Annotated in this window: 11 protein-coding genes; 6 read left to right on the forward strand and 5 right to left on the reverse strand. The window is 73.6% G+C overall.

Annotation, left to right across the window (positions count from 1 at the left end; translation table 11 throughout):
• Nucleotides 1–37: 37 nt before the first annotated feature.
• The 6 genes from ACIRPU_RS19285 (at nucleotide 38) to ACIRPU_RS19310 (ending at nucleotide 8,981) form a co-directional block, all read left to right on the forward strand.
• Complete coding sequence (locus ACIRPU_RS19285; protein WP_403868759.1) at nucleotides 38–4,549, forward strand: beta-ketoacyl synthase N-terminal-like domain-containing protein; 4,512 nt, start codon at nucleotides 38–40, stop codon at nucleotides 4,547–4,549.
• Nucleotides 4,546–4,872: an acyl carrier protein gene (locus ACIRPU_RS19290; protein ID WP_403868504.1), complete on the forward strand. Its 327-nt coding sequence runs from the start codon at nucleotides 4,546–4,548 to the stop codon at nucleotides 4,870–4,872. Before ACIRPU_RS19285 ends, ACIRPU_RS19290 begins: the two co-directional genes overlap by 4 nt.
• A gap of 3 nt (nucleotides 4,873–4,875) precedes the next feature.
• On the forward strand, nucleotides 4,876–5,691 hold the full coding sequence (locus ACIRPU_RS19295; RefSeq protein ID WP_403868507.1) for an alpha/beta fold hydrolase: 816 nt from the start codon (nucleotides 4,876–4,878) through the stop codon (nucleotides 5,689–5,691).
• Nucleotides 5,688–6,863 (forward strand): glycosyltransferase, encoded by a 1,176-nt coding sequence (locus ACIRPU_RS19300; protein ID WP_403868510.1) that lies wholly within the window; start codon nucleotides 5,688–5,690, stop codon nucleotides 6,861–6,863. Before ACIRPU_RS19295 ends, ACIRPU_RS19300 begins: the two co-directional genes overlap by 4 nt.
• A complete protein-coding gene (locus ACIRPU_RS19305) occupies nucleotides 6,860–7,927 on the forward strand; it encodes a class I SAM-dependent methyltransferase (RefSeq protein ID WP_403868513.1) in 1,068 nt (355 codons plus the stop codon). Before ACIRPU_RS19300 ends, ACIRPU_RS19305 begins: the two co-directional genes overlap by 4 nt.
• Nucleotides 7,928–8,027: 100 nt before the next feature.
• The gene (locus tag ACIRPU_RS19310; RefSeq protein WP_403868516.1) at nucleotides 8,028–8,981 is read left to right on the forward strand and encodes an alpha/beta hydrolase fold domain-containing protein; all 954 of its coding nucleotides are present in this window, start codon (nucleotides 8,028–8,030) and stop codon (nucleotides 8,979–8,981) included.
• A gap of 153 nt (nucleotides 8,982–9,134) precedes the next feature.
• Here ACIRPU_RS19310 and ACIRPU_RS19315 read toward each other — a convergent pair whose 3' ends face one another.
• From ACIRPU_RS19315 to ACIRPU_RS19335, 5 genes are all read right to left on the reverse strand, one after another.
• The gene (locus tag ACIRPU_RS19315) at nucleotides 9,135–10,205 is read right to left on the reverse strand and encodes an Ldh family oxidoreductase (protein WP_403868519.1); all 1,071 of its coding nucleotides are present in this window, start codon (nucleotides 10,203–10,205) and stop codon (nucleotides 9,135–9,137) included.
• A 19-nt stretch (nucleotides 10,206–10,224) separates the two neighbouring features.
• Nucleotides 10,225–11,943, reverse strand: a complete 1,719-nt coding sequence (locus ACIRPU_RS19320) for a thiamine pyrophosphate-dependent enzyme (protein WP_403868522.1) — start codon at nucleotides 11,941–11,943, stop codon at nucleotides 10,225–10,227.
• A 13-nt stretch (nucleotides 11,944–11,956) separates the two neighbouring features.
• Nucleotides 11,957–12,817 (reverse strand): amidohydrolase, encoded by an 861-nt coding sequence (locus ACIRPU_RS19325; protein ID WP_054241279.1) that lies wholly within the window; start codon nucleotides 12,815–12,817, stop codon nucleotides 11,957–11,959.
• A 403-nt stretch (nucleotides 12,818–13,220) separates the two neighbouring features.
• Nucleotides 13,221–14,432 (reverse strand): L-2-hydroxyglutarate oxidase, encoded by a 1,212-nt coding sequence (gene lhgO / locus ACIRPU_RS19330; RefSeq protein WP_403868525.1) that lies wholly within the window; start codon nucleotides 14,430–14,432, stop codon nucleotides 13,221–13,223.
• Nucleotides 14,433–14,469: 37 nt separating this feature from the next.
• Nucleotides 14,470–15,918, reverse strand: a complete 1,449-nt coding sequence (locus tag ACIRPU_RS19335) for an aldehyde dehydrogenase family protein (protein ID WP_403868528.1) — start codon at nucleotides 15,916–15,918, stop codon at nucleotides 14,470–14,472.
• Nucleotides 15,919–15,969: the final 51 nt, after the last annotated feature.

A 15,969-nucleotide genomic window follows, 5' to 3' on the forward strand; every position in this document is an offset into this window, starting at 1 on the left:
CGTGGCCGCGCGTCACCTGCCCGTCGCCATCGTCGGCATGGCGGTACTGCTGCCCGGCGCCGCCGACCTGGACGCGTACTGGCGGAACCTGCGGGACGGCGTGGACGCGATCGGCGAGGTGCCCGAGGGGCGCTGGGACCCCGAGTACTACCGCCCCGGCACGGCCTCCGACCCTGCTGTCGCGGACCGGGTGTACGCGCGGCGGGGCGGGTTCGTGGACGGGCTGGCGCAGGTGGAGGTCACCCGGTTCGGGATCATGCCCCACTCGGTGGCCGGGACCGAGCCGGACCAGCTGATCGCCCTGCAGGTGGCCTCGGCCGCCCTCGACGACGCCGGCGGCGCGGACCGGCTCCCCGACCGGGGGCGGGTCGGCGTCGTCCTCGGTCGGGGCGGCTATCTCGGACCCGGCCTGGCCCGGCTCGACCAACGGGTCCGGACGGCCGGTCAACTCGTGCGCACGCTCGGCGAGTTGCTGCCCGACCTGACGTCCGACCAACTCGGCCGGGTGCGGGCGGCGTTCACCGAGCGGCTCGGTCCGGACAGTCCCGAGTCGGCGATCGGCCTGGTGCCCAATCTCGCCGCCTCCCGGATCGCCAACCGGCTGGACCTGCGCGGTCCCGCGTACACCGTGGACGCCGCCTGCGCCTCCTCGCTGGTGGCCGTGGACCAGGCGGTGGGCGAACTCGGCTCCGGGCGCTGCGACCTGATGCTCGCGGGAGGCGTCCACCACTGCCACGACATCACGCTGTGGAGCGTCTTCTCCCAGCTCCGCGCCCTCTCCCCCAGCCAGCGCAGCCGCCCCTTCCACCGGGACGCCGACGGCATCCTGATCGGCGAGGGGACGGGCGTCGTCGTCCTCAAGCGGCTGGCCGACGCCGAGCGCGACGGCGACCGGATCTACGCGGTGATCCGGGGCACCGGGGTGGCCAGCGACGGCCGGGCCGCCGGGCTGGTCAACCCCGATCCGGGCGGTCAGGCGCAGGCCGTCCGGCAGGCGTGGCGGGCCGCCGGACTCGACCCGGCCGAGCCCGGTTCGATCGGGCTGCTGGAGGCGCACGGCACCGCGACCCCGGCCGGCGACGAAGCCGAACTGGCCACCCTCGCCGAGGTGTTCGGCCCCGGTGAGGGCGAAGCGGTGCTGGGGTCGGTCAAGTCGATGATCGGGCACACCATGCCCGCCGCCGGGGTCGCCGGCCTCGTCAAGGCCGCGCTCGCCGTCCACCACGGCACGCTGCTGCCGACGCTGCACTGCGACGACCCGCACCCGGCCCTGGCCCGCACCCGGTTCCGCACCCTGGAGAAGGCCGCCGACTGGGAGACCACCGAGCGGCAGCCCGTGCGCCGGGCCGCCGTGAACGCGTTCGGGTTCGGCGGGATCAACGCGCACGTGGTGCTGGAGGAGGCGCCCGGGGCCCGCGGATCCCGCGCGAGCGCCCCGCCCCGTCAGCTCCTGGCGGTCGCCGAACCCGAGCGGGTCCTGCTGCTCGCCGCCGACTCCCCCGCGCGCCTCGCCGCCCTTCTGGACGCCGACGACGACAGCGTGCGGGCCGCCGGGCTCGCCCCCACGCATCCGCACCCGGACGCGGGACCCGCCCGCCTCGGCATCGTCGACCCGACCGCGAAGCGGCTCGCTCTGGCCCGCCGCACGGTCGCCAAGCAGCGCGCCTGGCACGGCCGCAGCGACGTCTGGTTCCGGCCGAGCCCCCTGCTGGGCGCCGGCCGGGGCGGACCGGCGTTCCTGTTCCCCGGTCTGGAGGGCGACTTCACTCCGCAGGTCGACGACGTGGCCGCCCACTTCGGTCTGCCCGCCCCGTCCGTCGCCGGGGACCGGCCCGGTGACGTGGGCCGCCACGGTTTCGGCGTCGTCGCCGTCGGCCGGCTGCTCGACGCGGCGCTGCGCCGCAGCGGGATCGTGCCGGACGCGGTCGCCGGGCACAGCGTGGGCGAGTGGACGGCGATGGCGACGGCAGGCCTGTACTCCGGGGACGAGGTCGACGCGTTCATGGCGGGCTTCGACCCCGACTCGGTGACGGTCGCGGGGCTGGCCTTCGGTGCGATCGGCGCGTCCGCCGAGCGGGTCCTGGCCGCCCTGCGGGACGGCGGCCCGGCCACGGCGGGCCTGGTGCTCTCCCACGACAACGCGCCCGGCCAGTCGATGGTGTGCGGTCCGCAGGCGGCGGTGGAGGAGTTCGTGCGGGCCTTCCGCGCCCAAGGGGTCCTCAGCCAGGTGCTGCCGTTCCGGTCGGGTTTCCACACCCCGATGCTGGAACCGCATCTCGGCCCGATCAAGGAGGCCGCCGACCGGTTCCGGCTGTATCCGCCGCACACCCCGCTCTGGTCGGGGACGACCGCCGCGCCCTTCCCCGAGGACGAGGCGGGGATACGGTCCCTGTTCGTCCGCCATCTGCTGGAACCCGTCCGCTTCCGGCAGCTGACCGAGGCGCTGTACGCGGCCGGACACCGGGTGTACGTCCAGGTCGGCCCGGGTCAGCTCGGCTCCCTCGTCGGGGACACCCTGGGCGGCCGGGATCACCTGGTCGTCGCCGCCAACTCCCCCCACCGCTCGGGCCTGGCCCAGCTCCGCCGGGTGGCCACCGCGCTGTGGACGGCGGGGGCCGCGGTGACGCCCTCCCTGGCCTCCCCCGCGTCGCCGGCCGCGGCCGCGCGGGCGGCACGGCCGCCGGTACGGCTGGACCTGGGCGGCGCCCTGGTGTCCCTCGCGCCGCAGCGGCTCGCCGCACTGCGGGCCGAACTGCGCACCCCGCTCCGCGCCCCGCTCCGCGCCCCGGTCCGCGCGGCGGGCCCCGCCGGTGCGTCGCCGCTGGACGCCCTCGTCGAGGGCTCACCGATGGCCGCCGAACTGTCCGCCCTGCTCCACGAGACGGCGGACACGGCGGCCGCCCTCATGACCGCGCGGGCCACGGCTCCCCCGGCCGCCCGGCGGACGGGCCCCTGGCACAGCAGCGTCCACGTCTCCCCCGACACCATGCCCTACCTGCTGGACCACTGCTTCTTCCCGCAGCGGCCCGGCTGGCCCGAGGTCGCCGACCGGTGGCCGGTCGTCCCGGCGACGACGATCGTGCGGCACATCGTGGACGCGGCGGTGGAGGCGGCCCGGGAGTGGGCTCCCGGCAGGGTGCCGGTCGCCGTGCACGGCGCGCGGTTCGAGGAGTGGCTCACCGCCACCCCCGCCGTCGACGTGCCGGTGACCGTGACCCCCGAGGGCCCCGACCGGCTGGCCGTCTCCTTCGGCCCCCGGGCCAGGGCCACCGTCGAACTGGCCGCCGCCCACCTGCCGCCCCCCGCCCCGTGGCCCACCGACCCCGGCGCCGAGCGCGCTCCGGACCACACCGCAGCCCAGCTCTACGACGAGCGCTGGATGTTCCACGGCCCGGCGTTCCAGGGCGTCACCGAACTCACCGCGATCGGCGACCGCCATGTGCGCGGGGTGATCACCACCCCGTCCGCGCCCGGCGCGCTGCTGGACAACGTCGGCCAGATCCTCGGCTACTGGATCATGGCGACCCGCGCCGAGCGCACCGTCGTGTTCCCGGTCGGGATGCGGGAGATGCGCTTTCACGGACCGCGTCCGGCGCCGGGGACCGAGGTGGGGTGTCTGGTGCGGATCACCTCGCTCACCGACGCCTTCCTGGAGGCCGACGTCCAGCTGACGGCCGGGGGCACGGTGTGGGCGGAGCTGTACGGCTGGCAGGACCGCCGGTTCGACAACGACCCGAAGACCCGGCCCGTCGAGCGCTTCCCGGAGCGCCACACCCTGTCCGAGACTCGTCCGGGCGGCTGGCAGCTGCTGCACGAGCGGTGGCCGGACCTGGCCTCGCGCGAGCTGATCATGCGCAACTCCCTCGGCGGAGCGGAGCGTTCGCAGTACGCGGAGCACCCGCCGCGCGGGCGTCGGCAGTGGCTGCTGGGCCGGATCGCGGCGAAGGACGCGGTACGGCGGTGGCTGTGGGACCAGGGCGAGGGCCCGGTCTTCCCGGCCGAGCTGCGGGTGCGCAACGACGAGGCCGGCCGGCCGTACGTCACCGGCGTGCACGGCCGCGTCCTGCCTCCGCTGGACGTCTCGCTGGCCCACTGCGCGGAGGCCGGCGTCGCCATCGTCCGGCCGCACACGCCGGGCCCCGGCCCCGGGATCGACATCGAGGAGGTCACCGACCGCACCCCGGAAACCCTCGCCGCCGCCCTCGGCGAGGGCGAACTACGGCTGCTGCGCGCCCTGTCGGCCGGCTCCGACGGCTCCGGCGACTCTGGCGGCTCCGGCGGCTCGGAGGCCCTGTGGTTCACCCGTTTCTGGGCCGCGAAGGAGGCCGTCGCCAAGGCGGAGGGCACCGGATTCGGCGGCAGGCCACGGGACTTCACGGTGCTCGACGCGACACCGGCCGGCGACCGGCTGACCGTCGCGGGCCGCCTGGAACGCGCCTACGCCGTGCACTGCGCACCGGCCGCCAATCCGCCCCGGCTGCCCGACCGTTCGTACGTGGTGGCCTGGACGACGGGACACCCGACCGCAGAGGAGTACGACGCCCGATGACACCCCCCACCCCCCGCATCCCCGTCACCGCCGACGAGAAGTCCGTCCTGGCCGATCTCACCGGCATGCTCACGCGGCTCCTGCAGGACGAGTACGGCCTCGACGACATCGAGATCGACATGCAGACCACCTTCAACCGCGACCTGGAGCTGGAGAGCATCGACCTGGTCACCCTGGCCGGCCTGCTCCAGGAGCGGTACGGCGACCGGGTCAACTTCGCCGAGTTCCTGGCCGGCATGGAGTTCGACGAGATCATCGAACTGACCGTCGGACGGCTCGTCGAGTACGTCGTGACGAGCCTGAAGGCCGCGGAGGCGAGCTGAGTCATGGCGATGGTCGACACCGGCTCCGTCCGGTTGCACGTACAGCGGCTCGGCCCCCGGCAGGGCCGGCCGGCCACCGCCACCGTGGTGCTGGTGCACGGTCTGCTCACCGACAGCCTGGCCAGCTACTACTTCACCATCGCCCCGGCGTTCGCGGCCGCGGGCCTCGACGTCGTCATGTACGACCTGCGGGGCCACGGCCGCAGCGAGCGCCCCGCCCGGGGCTACACGCTGGACGACAACGTCGACGACCTTCAGGCGCTGCTCGACCGGCTGGCGGTGACCGGTCCGGTGCACCTGGTCGGCAACTCCTACGGCGGCACGATCGCGTTCGGCTACGCGGCCCGGCACCCCGAACGTGCGGCGAGCGTCACCCTCGTCGAGTCCGAACCGGCCACCGCAGCCTGGGCGGTGAAACTCGGCGGGATCCTGGACCGGGTCGTGACGCAGCTCGCCCACAACGAGTCCGACGCGATCGCGTGGATCACCGCCCACCGCGGTCACAACACCGCCCGGCTGGCCAAGGGCGCGGCCCGGCTCGCCCGGGAGACCACCCTCGGACAGGACATCCCGGCCAGCCGGGTGCTGACGGATGACCAGGTGGCCGCGGTGCGCTGCCCGGTGCTCGGTCTGTACGGCGGCGACTCCGATCTGGCCGAACTCGCGCCCTGGCTCGAGGCGGTGCTGCCGCACTGCCGGACGGTGGTGATCCCGGGGCATGAGCACTCGGTCCTCGTGGAGGCCTCAGGAACGGTCGGCGGGCACATCCTGACCCTCGTCGACGAGGCCGGGCGGGTGGCGGCGGAGGCGGCCGGATGAGCCGGTTCCTGTTCGTCGTGCCGCCGTTGGTGGGTCACCTCAACCCGGCGATCGGTGTCGCCGCCGAACTCGCCGCACGAGGCCACCGGGTGGCGTGGGCCTGCCCCGATCCGGAGCTGGTCGGCCGGCTGGCGGGCCCCGGAGCCGGGTCCGTCTTCGCCTGCGGCGGGGCGCCGCGCGGCGAGCGGCCCGCCGACCTGCGCGGCCCGGAGGCGCTGAAGTTCCTGTGGGAGTGGTACCTGCTGCCGCTCGCCGAGGCGATGGCGCCCGGTGTGCGGGCGGCCGTCGAGGAGTTCGGGCCGGACGTCGTCGTCGCCGACCAGCAGGCCTTCGCCGGCGCGCTGGTCGCGGAGCGGCTGGGTCTGCCGTGGGCGACCTCGGCGACCACCTCGGCCGAGTTCACCGACCCCCTCGCCGGGCTGCCCAAGGTCCGGGAGTGGCTGGACCGGCGGCTGGCCGCACTGCGGTCCGCGATCGGCGATCCGGCGGGCGACGCCGACCCCCGCTTCTCGCCGCATCTCGTCCTGGCCTTCAGCACCCCGGAGTTGGCGGGCGACGGACCCGGTGGCGTCCGCTGGGTGGGCCCGTCGATCACGGCCCGGCCCTCGGCCGCCGCCTTCCCCTGGGAGTGGCTCGACGACGGCCGGGCCACCGTGCTGGTCACGCTCGGCACCGCGAACACCGACGTCGGCGGACGGTTCCTCGAGGTCTGCCGGGACGTGCTGCGGGAGCGGGCCGACCGGGTGCAGGGCGTGATCGTCGATCCGGGCGGCGCGCTGGAGCCACAGGGCGACGACAAGGACCTGCTGATCCTGCCGTCCGTGCCTCAACTCGCCCTGCTGGAGCGGCTGGAGAGGGGATCCGGCGCGGTGGTCTGCCATGCCGGGCACAACAGCGTGTGCGAGGCCCTGTGGCACGGCCTTCCCCTGGTCGTGGCCCCGATCCGCGACGACCAGCCGGTCGTGGCCGGGCAGGTCACCGACGCGGGGGCCGGTGTGCGGGTGCGGTTCGGCCGCGTCACCCCGCGACAGCTGGGCGCGGCGATCGACTCCGTCCTGGCCGGACCCGGACACCGCGCCGCCGCCGGCCGGATCCGTACGGCGTTCCGCGCCGCGGGCGGTTCGTCCGCCGCGGCGACCCATCTCGAGGACCTGGCAGGGGAGTTCAGATGAGCGAAGAAAGCACGCGCGCCGAGCGGATCGCCGAGGCCCGGCCCGCCTACCAGGCGGACCTCGCCGCCGACCCGGCCCGCTTCTTCGAGCCCCGGCGTACCACCTGCCCCTGGTGCGACTCGGCGGCGCTGACCACCCGGCTGCGCACCACCGACCTGCTCCAGCACAAGCCGGGCCGCTTCGTCCTGGACCGCTGCGAGGGCTGCGGGCACACCTTCCAGAACCCTCGACTGAGCGCCGAGGGGCTGGAGTTCTACTACCGGGACTTCTACGACGGGCTGGGCGAGAAGAAGCTCGGGGACACCTTCGGGGGCCGGACGAAGATGTACCGGGGGCGGGCCGGGTCGATGCTGCCGCACGACCCCGCGCCGAAGACCTGGCTGGACGTCGGCACCGGGCACGGTCACTTCTGCGCGGCCGCCCGGGAGGTGCTGCCCGGGACGACGTTCGACGGGCTGGACTTCACCGACGGCGTCGAACTCGCCGAGCGGGAGGGCCGGGTGGAGCACGGCTACCGGGGCGCGTTCCCCGAGCTGGCACCCGAACTCGCCGCCCGTTACGACGTGGTGAGCATGTTCCACTACCTGGAGCACAGCACCGACCCCGACCGCGAACTGCGGGCCGCGCACGAGACGGTGCGCCCCGGCGGCCATCTGCTCATCGAGGTGCCGGACCCCGAGAGCCGCTACGCGCGGCTGCTGGGCCGCTGGTGGCTGCCCTGGCTCCAGCCGCAGCATCTGCACTTCGTGCCGGTGGCCAATCTGCGGGAACGGCTCACGCGGCTGGGCTTCACGGTGGTCGCGGAGCAGCACGCCGAGCCGCACGACCCGGTCGACCTGCTGGCCGCCGTATGGCTGGCGCTGGACCACGTGGCGCCGCGCGAGGACGCGCCGTGGCTGCCCGAGGCGCCGGGCGCGCTGCGCCGCACGCTGCGCGGGGCGCTGCTGCTCGCCGGGATCCCGGCGTTGATCGTCGGCACCCTGCTCGACCGGTTCGCGGTGCGTCCGCTCTCGCACCGGCTCGGGGTGTCGAACGCGTACCGGATCGTGGCCCGGCGCGACTGACCGACCGGTGCGCGCGCGGGTTCCGCCATGCTAGCTTCGCCCCGTTCTATTCAACAGGAATCCTGACGATCGACGGCACGGCTCGACGAACGGAACGCGCATGTCCCTCCTGGCCAGACCGGCGGTGGCCGCCTTCGCCGCCAAGACGATGCAGGGCCTCACCGGGCTCGCGAGCCGCCGCTCCGGTGGCCCCGGCTCCACGGCCGACGGGCAGGCCCGTTTCCCGGAGTACCCCCGCGCGGTGCGCGAGCTGACGGTGCCGACCTCCGTCGCCCCGGCACAGGTCACGGTGTACGCGCCCCCGGCCGGGACGGCGACGCCCGCGCCCGTCCACGTCAACTTCCACGGTGGCGGTTACGTCGTGTCGATGCCGGAACTCGACGACGGGCTCTGCCGGTGGCTGGCCGCCGAGGCGGGGGTGGTCGTGGTCAACGTGAAGTACGTCGTCGCCCCGCAGCACCCGTTCCCGGCCCCGCCGACGCAGGCCTTCGAGGTGGTGCGCTGGGTCGCCGAGCACGGCGCGGAGCAGGGCTGGGACGGCGGGCGGCTCACCGTGGGCGGACAGAGCGCGGGCGGCGGACTCGCGGCGGCCGTGGCCCGCCAGGCCCTGGAACAGGGCGGACCCGCGATCGCCCTCCAGGTGCTGCACTACCCGCCGCTGGATCTCGCGACCAGCGCGAAGGACAAGAAGGCGGCTGTCGCCAAGCCCATGCTGCGGCCCTGGATGGCCGAGATCTTCGACACCTCGTACGTGCCGGATCCGCGCGAGCGCGCCCACCGGCTCGTCTCGCCCGCCCATGCCTCCGACACCGCCGACCTGACGGGCATCGCCCCGGCGCTGGTCATCACGGCCGAGTACGACCTGCTCAGGAACGAGGCGGTGCGGTACGCGGAGCGGCTGGGCGCGGCCGGTGCCCTCGTCGAGCACCATGACCTCGCCGGGGCCGACCACGGCTACGACACCAAGGACGACGAAAGGGCCCGGACCACCTACGCGCTGATCGCCCGTCATCTTCGACGGGCGACCGACGCCGGTACGCCGCAGCCCTCTTGAGGCGAGGCCGGGGGGGACGGGGCGGGAGAGGGCGGGAGGGCGCGTCCGCCGCACCGGACGCCCCCCGGGTGGCCCGCAGGCGCAGTCCGCCGCACCGGCGCGCCCCGGCCACCTGCCCCCGCCCCGGTCGTCGCCCCGGGCAGCCGCCGTCCCCTATCCAGCGGCTGCCGGCAGGGCGACGCCCAGCTTCTCGGCGCGCTCGGCCAGGTCGCGCCACACCTTGGGCGCCACCGGTACGCCCTTCTCCCCGCGGCCGGCGGCCACGGCTGCACTGCGCTCGCCGGGGTAGAACACGCCCTGCGCGTCGTCCGCGGCCGGCAGGCCCTTGAGCGTGTCCAGCGTGGCGTCCACGGACTCGGTGAAGGCGTCCGTCCCCCCGAAGGCGGCCGGGTCGACGGCGATGAGCAGGGCGTTCTGGCGGTGCTTGCGGCCGGCCGGGTCGTCCGAGTGGAACGACGCGAAGATCGGCGCCCCCACGAGCACGCTGGTCAGCAGCTCGAAGGCGAGGGACATGCCGGAGCCCTTCGCCCCGCCGAGCGGCAGCGGCATGACCGCCCGCTCGGGGTCGGTGGTCGGGGTGCCGTCCTCGGTGGCGGCCGCGCCCTCGGGCAGCGGGGTGCCGCTCGCCTTCGCCTGCCGGATCCTGCCGAGGGCGATGGTGGCGGTGGCCATGTCCAGCAGCAGCGGCGCGTGCGCCGACGAGGAGTCGGTCGGGACGGCGATGGCGAGCGGGCTGGTGGCGACCGCCGCTCCCCTGACTCCGGTGTAGCCCATGTTCGGCATCCCGGCGACGAACCCGATGCCTACCAGGCCCTGTTCGGCGATCTTCGACACGTAGTAGCCGATCGCGCCGGTGTGCACCGTGCGGCGCACTCCCACCGCCGCGATGCCGGTCGTCCTCGCCCTGGTCACGGCCTCCTCGGCCGCCGCGCTGAGCGCCACCGGGCCGGGTGCGCGGTCGGCGTCCAGGACGGCGGCGGCCGGGGTGGTGGACTCGACCGTGATCCGGGCGTCCGCGTTGGCGACGCCCTTCTCCAGCAGGTCCAGGTAGGCGGGGACCCGGGCGATGCCGTGCGAGTCGACGCCGCGCAGCGCGGCCCACACGAACACGTCGGCGGTGGTGCGGGCGTGTTCGGCGCTCAGGCCGCCCTTCTCGAGAAGGGCGGCGGAGAAGGTGCGCAGGTCCTCCGCGGGCACCAGGATCTTCGTAGCGGGGGTGGACATGGTGGCGGTGCCTCCTGGTTCAGCGGGTGACGAGGACGTCGACGACGGCGGTGGTGCCCTCCGCCACGGCCTTGAGGGCGCGCTCGAGGGCGGGCCCGAGCGCCTGTGCGGTGTCGACGGTCTCGGTGTGCATGCCGAACGGCTCGGCGAACTGGGCCAGTCGGGGCAGACGGTGCAGGTCGGTGCCGAGCCATTCACCGGTGTCGGCGGCCGCTCCGTCGGGATAGAACCTGCGGTGGTTGAGGTTCATCGACTTGTAGACACGGTTGTTGAACACCACGATGAGCAGCGGGAGTTCGTACGCCTTGCTCGCGTCGTACGAGGGGACGACCGGGTTGTAGGCGAACGCGCCGTCGCCGATCGTGAGGACCACCGGCCTGTCCCCGGCGGCGAGTTTGACGCCGAGCGCCACCGCGATGCCCTGGCCGAGGCCGCCCTGCACGTAGAAGTACGAGTCGGGGGCGGCCGTGCGCAGGTGCCGCTTGACGACACGGCTGTGGGTGATGGTCTCGTCGACGACGATGCCCTGCGCGCCGTCGAGCAGCTCGCGCAGCGTGGCCGCGACCAGCACCGGGTCGACGCCCTCGGCCTGCTGCTGCGCCCCGGCCCTGTGCTCGGCGTCGGCGACGGCGGCCTGCTCGGCGGCGTGCCGCTCGTCCTGCGCGGTGCGCCGTACGGCGACGGCGGCCTCGTCGAGGTCCTTCGCCCGCTTGGCCAGCTGGCGCAGGGTGTTGGTGACGTTGCCCTCCAAGTACCTGTCCGCGAACAGGACTTGGTAGACGACATGCGGACGCTGCGGCACCTCGTCGATGACGACGACCTGCGCCTTCGAGGGGCGGCGCGACGGCGGGTAGAACGGGGCGCGGCAGTTGACGAGGAGGATGAGGTCCGCCTCGTCCATCCACGGGCCGATGTCGTTGCCCGCGTGCAGCGGGTGGGTGCGCGGGAAGTTGCCGCACACCGCCGAGTCCGGCTCGACGACCGGGATGTTCCAGGCCTCGGCGAAGGCGACGAGGGCCTCGAAGCCGCCCGCCTCACGGCCGGCGGTCTCGGTCACGATGACCGGGTTCCTCGCCTCGCGGATCAGCTGGGCGACCGGGTCGACCTCCTCGGGCGAGCTGTGCGTGGAGCCCGGCGGCACGAGGGGCTTGGCCTCGCGGCCGTCCCATTCCTCCAGCAGGATCTCCAGCGGGACGTTCAGGTACGCCGGGCCCGCCGGGGCCCGCCAGGCCAGCTCGGCCGCCCGCGTGACCATGGTGGGCAGCGTGTGGACGCTGGCGGCCTCCGTGGACCACTTGGTGAACGGAGTCGCGACACCGTGCGGGCCGCCCACGATGGACAGGTTCCGGTACCACTGGCCGCCCGGGTCCTGTCCGGGGCCGTCGCCGTAGGTGGTCGACTCCGAGGAGCTGACCACCATCGGGACGCCGGCGAGCAGCGCCCCGTGGACGGCCATCGAGCCCTGGAGCAGGCCGGGGGCCGCGTGCAGCAGCACACCCTGCGGCCGGCGGCTGACCAGGCCGTAGCCGGTGGCCATGCCCACGGCGACGGTCTCGTGGGTCAGGTCCAGGTACCGCGGGCAGGGCAGTCCGTCGCGGTGGCGCCGGGCGAGGGACTCCCACACCGGGGCCCACTCTGACCCGGACGAGCAGAACAGGTAGTCGGCGCCGACGGCGTTGAAGGCGGTGACGAGAGCGTCTCCGCCGTCGGCTCGCGGTGAGGTGGTGGTGTCGGTCATCTCTCGTGTTTCCTCAGCCCTCGATCGGCCAGTTCAGGACCTCGGAGATACCGCGGCCCATGATCCACTCCAGCTCCTCGGGCGTGAAGTCCCAGTGCTTGGTGAACTGCTCGATGGTGTCGGTGTAGGTGATGCCGTGGCCCAGCAGGCGGGTGATGTCGGTGCCGTAGAAGCAGCGCTGCGGACCCATCTTGTCGACCATCTCGCGCACGTACTTCTGGATGTTGTTGTTCGGGAACGGCTGCGTCGAGTAGCCGGGCAGCGCGGACACCTTGACGTAGATGTTCGGGTGGGCGGCGAGGTCCGCGGTCTCCGCGACCCAGTATCCGATCGCGTCGTCGACGCAGCGGGCCATGATGCCCATGTGGTCGATGATGATCTTCAGCTCGGGGTGCTTGGCGGCGATCTCGCCGAGCTCACGCTTCCAGATCGGGGCGTGGACCATGGTGGGGATGCCGAGCTCCGCGGCGACGGGCCAGTACCAGTCGTTGGTGCCGTCGATCATCCAGTTGCGGTCCTGCGGGCGGTGGAAGGTCAGTCGCGTGCCCTTGATGTGCGGGTTCTGCGCGAAGTCCTTCAGCATGGCCTTGCCCTCTTCGGGCTTGTTCTGCGGGATGCGGGCCATGATGCCGAAGCGGTCCGGGTGCGCCTCACAGGCTTCGAGGGCGTAGTCGATGCGGTCGCCCTCCCAGGAGGGCGGCAGGATCAGCGCGCGGTTCACGCCGGCCTCGTCCATCAGCTCGAGGGCCTCCTCGTAGGAGAAGGGGTCCTCGCGGTGGCCGTTGAGGCGGATCCGCTCCCGGGCGCCCGGGACCCAGGGGCGGTCCGGGGTCTCTTCCAGCCAGATGTGGATCTGCGTGTCGACGACGAACATGTCCCGTACTTCTTTCTCTCGGTAGGGCACGTGGTGAGGCGTTGCGGAGGGAACGCTAGGCGGCCGGAAAGGCCTTGCGGAGCCCCTGGGAGCGCAAGCTGTTGTTGCGTGAAAGCGCCCTGTTCGCAGGGCACTTTCAGGTTGCGCGCGCGGTCGCCGAAAGCGGTTTCCGGGCCTGTTGCGCCACCGGTTGCGCAGCAGGCTTCTCGGCCTGTTGCGCAACCGGTTTCTCGACCCGCTTCGGTGGCCTGTTGCACAACCGCTTCCCGGCCTGCATCGGCCCGCCCTGTTGCGCAACCGGTTCCCGGCCCGCTTCGGCCGCCCTGTTGCGCAACCGGTTCCCGGCCTGCTTCTCGGCCTGCTTCGGCCGTCCTGTCTCTCGGCCGGTTTCCCGGCCTGTTTCTCAGCTGCTGCCGGAAGCGCGGTCGAAAACGGCTTCGACGATGTGCTCGGCGATCGCCATGGAGGCCGTGGCGGCCGGCGAGGGCGCGTTGCGGACGGCGGTGACCCGGCCCACCCGGTGGATTCGGAAGTCGTCCACGAGGGTGCCGTCCCGGTCCAGGGCCTGGGCGCGCACGCCCGCCCCGCCGCGTACGACGTCCTGGACGCCGACCGCGGGGACGTACAGCTTGGCGTCCTTCATGAAGGCCTTCGCCGAGAACGACCCGCGGTACTCCCTGACGCCCGTGCGCCAGTGCTGGGCCGCCATCCTCCAGACGCCGGGGTAGGCGGCGAGGCCGAGCAGGTCCTTCGGGGAGACCCGGGTGCGGGTGTACCCCTCCCTGGCCAGCGCCAGGACCGCGTTGGGGCCGACCTCCACCGAGCCGTCGACGCGGGGCGTGAAGTGGACGCCGAGGAACGGGTAGCGGGGGTCGGGCACCGGGTAGATCAGGCCCCGCACGAGGTCGGTCCTGTCCGGCCTGAGCAGCATGTACTCGCCCCGGAACGGGACGATCCGCGGTTCTCGCCGGTCCTGCGCGAGGCCCGCCACGGTGTCGGAGTGCAGGCCCGCGCACAGGATCAGCCGGTCCACGCGCACGCGCCGCGGTCCGGAGACCACCTCTATGCCGCCGGGCACCTCGGTGAGGGAGGTGACCGGGAAGCCCGTCCGCACCTCTCCCCCGGAGCCGACGACGTCGTCGGCGAAGGCCCGGGCGATCGCCGGATAGTCGGTGATCGCGGTGCGCGGGGAGTAGAGGGCCGCGACACCGCCGGCGTTCGGCTCGATCTCCCGGATCTCCTCGCGGGAGACCTTGCGCAGATCGGGCACGTGGTTGTTCCTGGCCCGGTCGTAGAGGGCGTTCATCCGGCCGAGTTCGTCGTCGCGGACCGCCACGACCAGCTTGCCGATCTCGCGGTACGGCAGCTCGCGGTCCTGGCAGTACGCGCGCAGCAGGGCCACGCCCCGTACCGTCAGCTCGGCCTTGAGACTGCCGGGCGTGTAGTAGATGCCGGCGTGCACGACGCCCGAGTTGTGGCCGGTCTGGTGGAGCGAGACCTCCCGCTCCTTCTCGAAGACCACGACCCGGGTGCCGGGCCTGCTCAGGGCGATCTCTCGGGCCGTCGCCAGACCCACGATGCCGGCACCGACGATGCCGATCGTCTCATCAGCCATCGAACGCCTCCTCTCTCTTGTCCACTGCTCCCGATCGTCAGCCGCCGAAGTGCACGGCGACAGTCTTGACGCGCGTGGAAAAGCGCAGGACTTCCTCGCCCTGCTCCTTGTAGGCCGTGCCGGAGTCGTGGAACCCGCCGAAAGGCAGGTGGACGTCCCAGCCGGTGGTGGTGGAATTGACCGCGACCTGTCCGCACTCGGCCTCGTCGACGAATCGGTGGGCGCAGGCGAGGTCGCGGGTGAAGACGGCGGCGGCGAGGCCGAAGCCGGAGTCGTTGACCGCCTCGACGGCCGCGTCGAAGCCGTCGACCGCGCGCAGGACGAGGACCGGCCCGAAGACCTCCTCGCGCCAGATCGCCATCTCGGGGGTGACGTCCCCGAGCACGGTCGGCCGCACATAGCAGCCGTGGGCGCGCTCGCCCTCGGTGTCCGCGTGGCCGCCGGTGAGCACGGTGGCGCCCTGCCCGACCGCCCCGGCCAGGTCGGCGAGGACGCTGTCGCGCTGTTTCGGGCTGGACAGCGGGCACAGGGTGGTCGCCGGGTCGCTGCCCGGGCCGACCTTCAGCCGCTCGACCTCGGCGACCAGCAGCCGGGTGAACTCCTCGTACACCGGCCGCTCGACCACGACCCGGCTGGTGGCGGTGCAGCGCTGGCCCGCCTGCCCGAACGAAGCCGCCACGGCGGCCTTCGCGGCGGCCGGCAGATCGGCGTCCTTCAGCACCACCGAGGCGTTCTTGCCGCCCAACTCGCCCTGGAAACGGACGTTGCGGTCGGCGAGACGGCGACGGATACGGTTGCCGACGGCGTTGGAGCCGGTGAAGGTGATGCCGACGATCCGCGGGTCGTCGAGGAGGGCCTCCTCGATCTCCGCGGTCCGGCCGGTCACGACGTTCAGCACGCCCGCGGGGAGTCCGGCGTCGTGCAGGGCGCGGGCGAAGTGCAGGCCGGAGACCGGGGTCTCGGTGGCCGGCTTGAACACGGCCGCGTTGCCGGTCGCGAGCAGCGGGGCGAGCTTGCGGGCGGGCGTGATCAGCGGGTCGTTCCACGGGCTGATCACCAGGATCACGCCGATCGGCTCGCGCTGGGTGTGGGTGCGGTGGTGGGGCCGTACGTCGTGCAGGAGGGTGCCGTAGCCCTGGCGGGAGAGACCGGCGTAGTACTCCAGGAAGTCGGCGGCCTTGAGGGTCTCGCCGGTCGCCTCGGTGAGGGTCTTGCCGTTCTCCGCCGTGACGTCGGCGGCGATCTCCTCGGCCCGTTCGCGGATCAGCCGGGCCGCGTCGGTGAAGACCCGGGCCCGCTCGAAGGGGCTGGTGCGCTTCCAGACGGCGAACCCCCGCTCGGCGTGGTCGAAGGCACGGGTGACGTCCTTGGCCGTGAGGGCCGGAACGCGGGCGACGGGGGTGCGGACGTCGGCGGGGTCGAGGACGTCGATCCACTCGGCGCTCGCCACCCACTCCCCGCCCACGAGGGTTTCCAGGGTACGCATGTCGGGTCACTTCCTTTGTCGGCCAGGGTGCGGACTGTGACGACACACCAC

The sequence above is a fragment of the Streptomyces sp. NPDC102259 genome (assembly GCF_044766465.1).
GTDB lineage: Bacteria > Actinomycetota > Actinomycetes > Streptomycetales > Streptomycetaceae > Streptomyces.

What these genes read in the sequence shown, in the direction of transcription:
- ACIRPU_RS19285 (WP_403868759.1), top strand. Translation starts at nt 38, where the DNA reads ATGGCGGTACTGCTGCCCGGCGCCGCCGACCTGGACGCGTACTGGCGG.
- ACIRPU_RS19290 (WP_403868504.1), top strand. Translation starts at nt 4,546, where the DNA reads ATGACACCCCCCACCCCCCGCATCCCCGTCACCGCCGACGAGAAGTCC.
- ACIRPU_RS19295 (WP_403868507.1), top strand. Translation starts at nt 4,876, where the DNA reads ATGGCGATGGTCGACACCGGCTCCGTCCGGTTGCACGTACAGCGGCTC.
- ACIRPU_RS19300 (WP_403868510.1), top strand. Translation starts at nt 5,688, where the DNA reads ATGAGCCGGTTCCTGTTCGTCGTGCCGCCGTTGGTGGGTCACCTCAAC.
- ACIRPU_RS19305 (WP_403868513.1), top strand. Translation starts at nt 6,860, where the DNA reads ATGAGCGAAGAAAGCACGCGCGCCGAGCGGATCGCCGAGGCCCGGCCC.
- ACIRPU_RS19310 (WP_403868516.1), top strand. Translation starts at nt 8,028, where the DNA reads ATGTCCCTCCTGGCCAGACCGGCGGTGGCCGCCTTCGCCGCCAAGACG.
- ACIRPU_RS19315 (WP_403868519.1), bottom strand. Translation starts at nt 10,205, where the DNA reads ATGTCCACCCCCGCTACGAAGATCCTGGTGCCCGCGGAGGACCTGCGC.
- ACIRPU_RS19320 (WP_403868522.1), bottom strand. Translation starts at nt 11,943, where the DNA reads ATGACCGACACCACCACCTCACCGCGAGCCGACGGCGGAGACGCTCTC.
- ACIRPU_RS19325 (WP_054241279.1), bottom strand. Translation starts at nt 12,817, where the DNA reads ATGTTCGTCGTCGACACGCAGATCCACATCTGGCTGGAAGAGACCCCG.
- lhgO (WP_403868525.1), bottom strand. Translation starts at nt 14,432, where the DNA reads ATGGCTGATGAGACGATCGGCATCGTCGGTGCCGGCATCGTGGGTCTG.
- ACIRPU_RS19335 (WP_403868528.1), bottom strand. Translation starts at nt 15,918, where the DNA reads ATGCGTACCCTGGAAACCCTCGTGGGCGGGGAGTGGGTGGCGAGCGCC.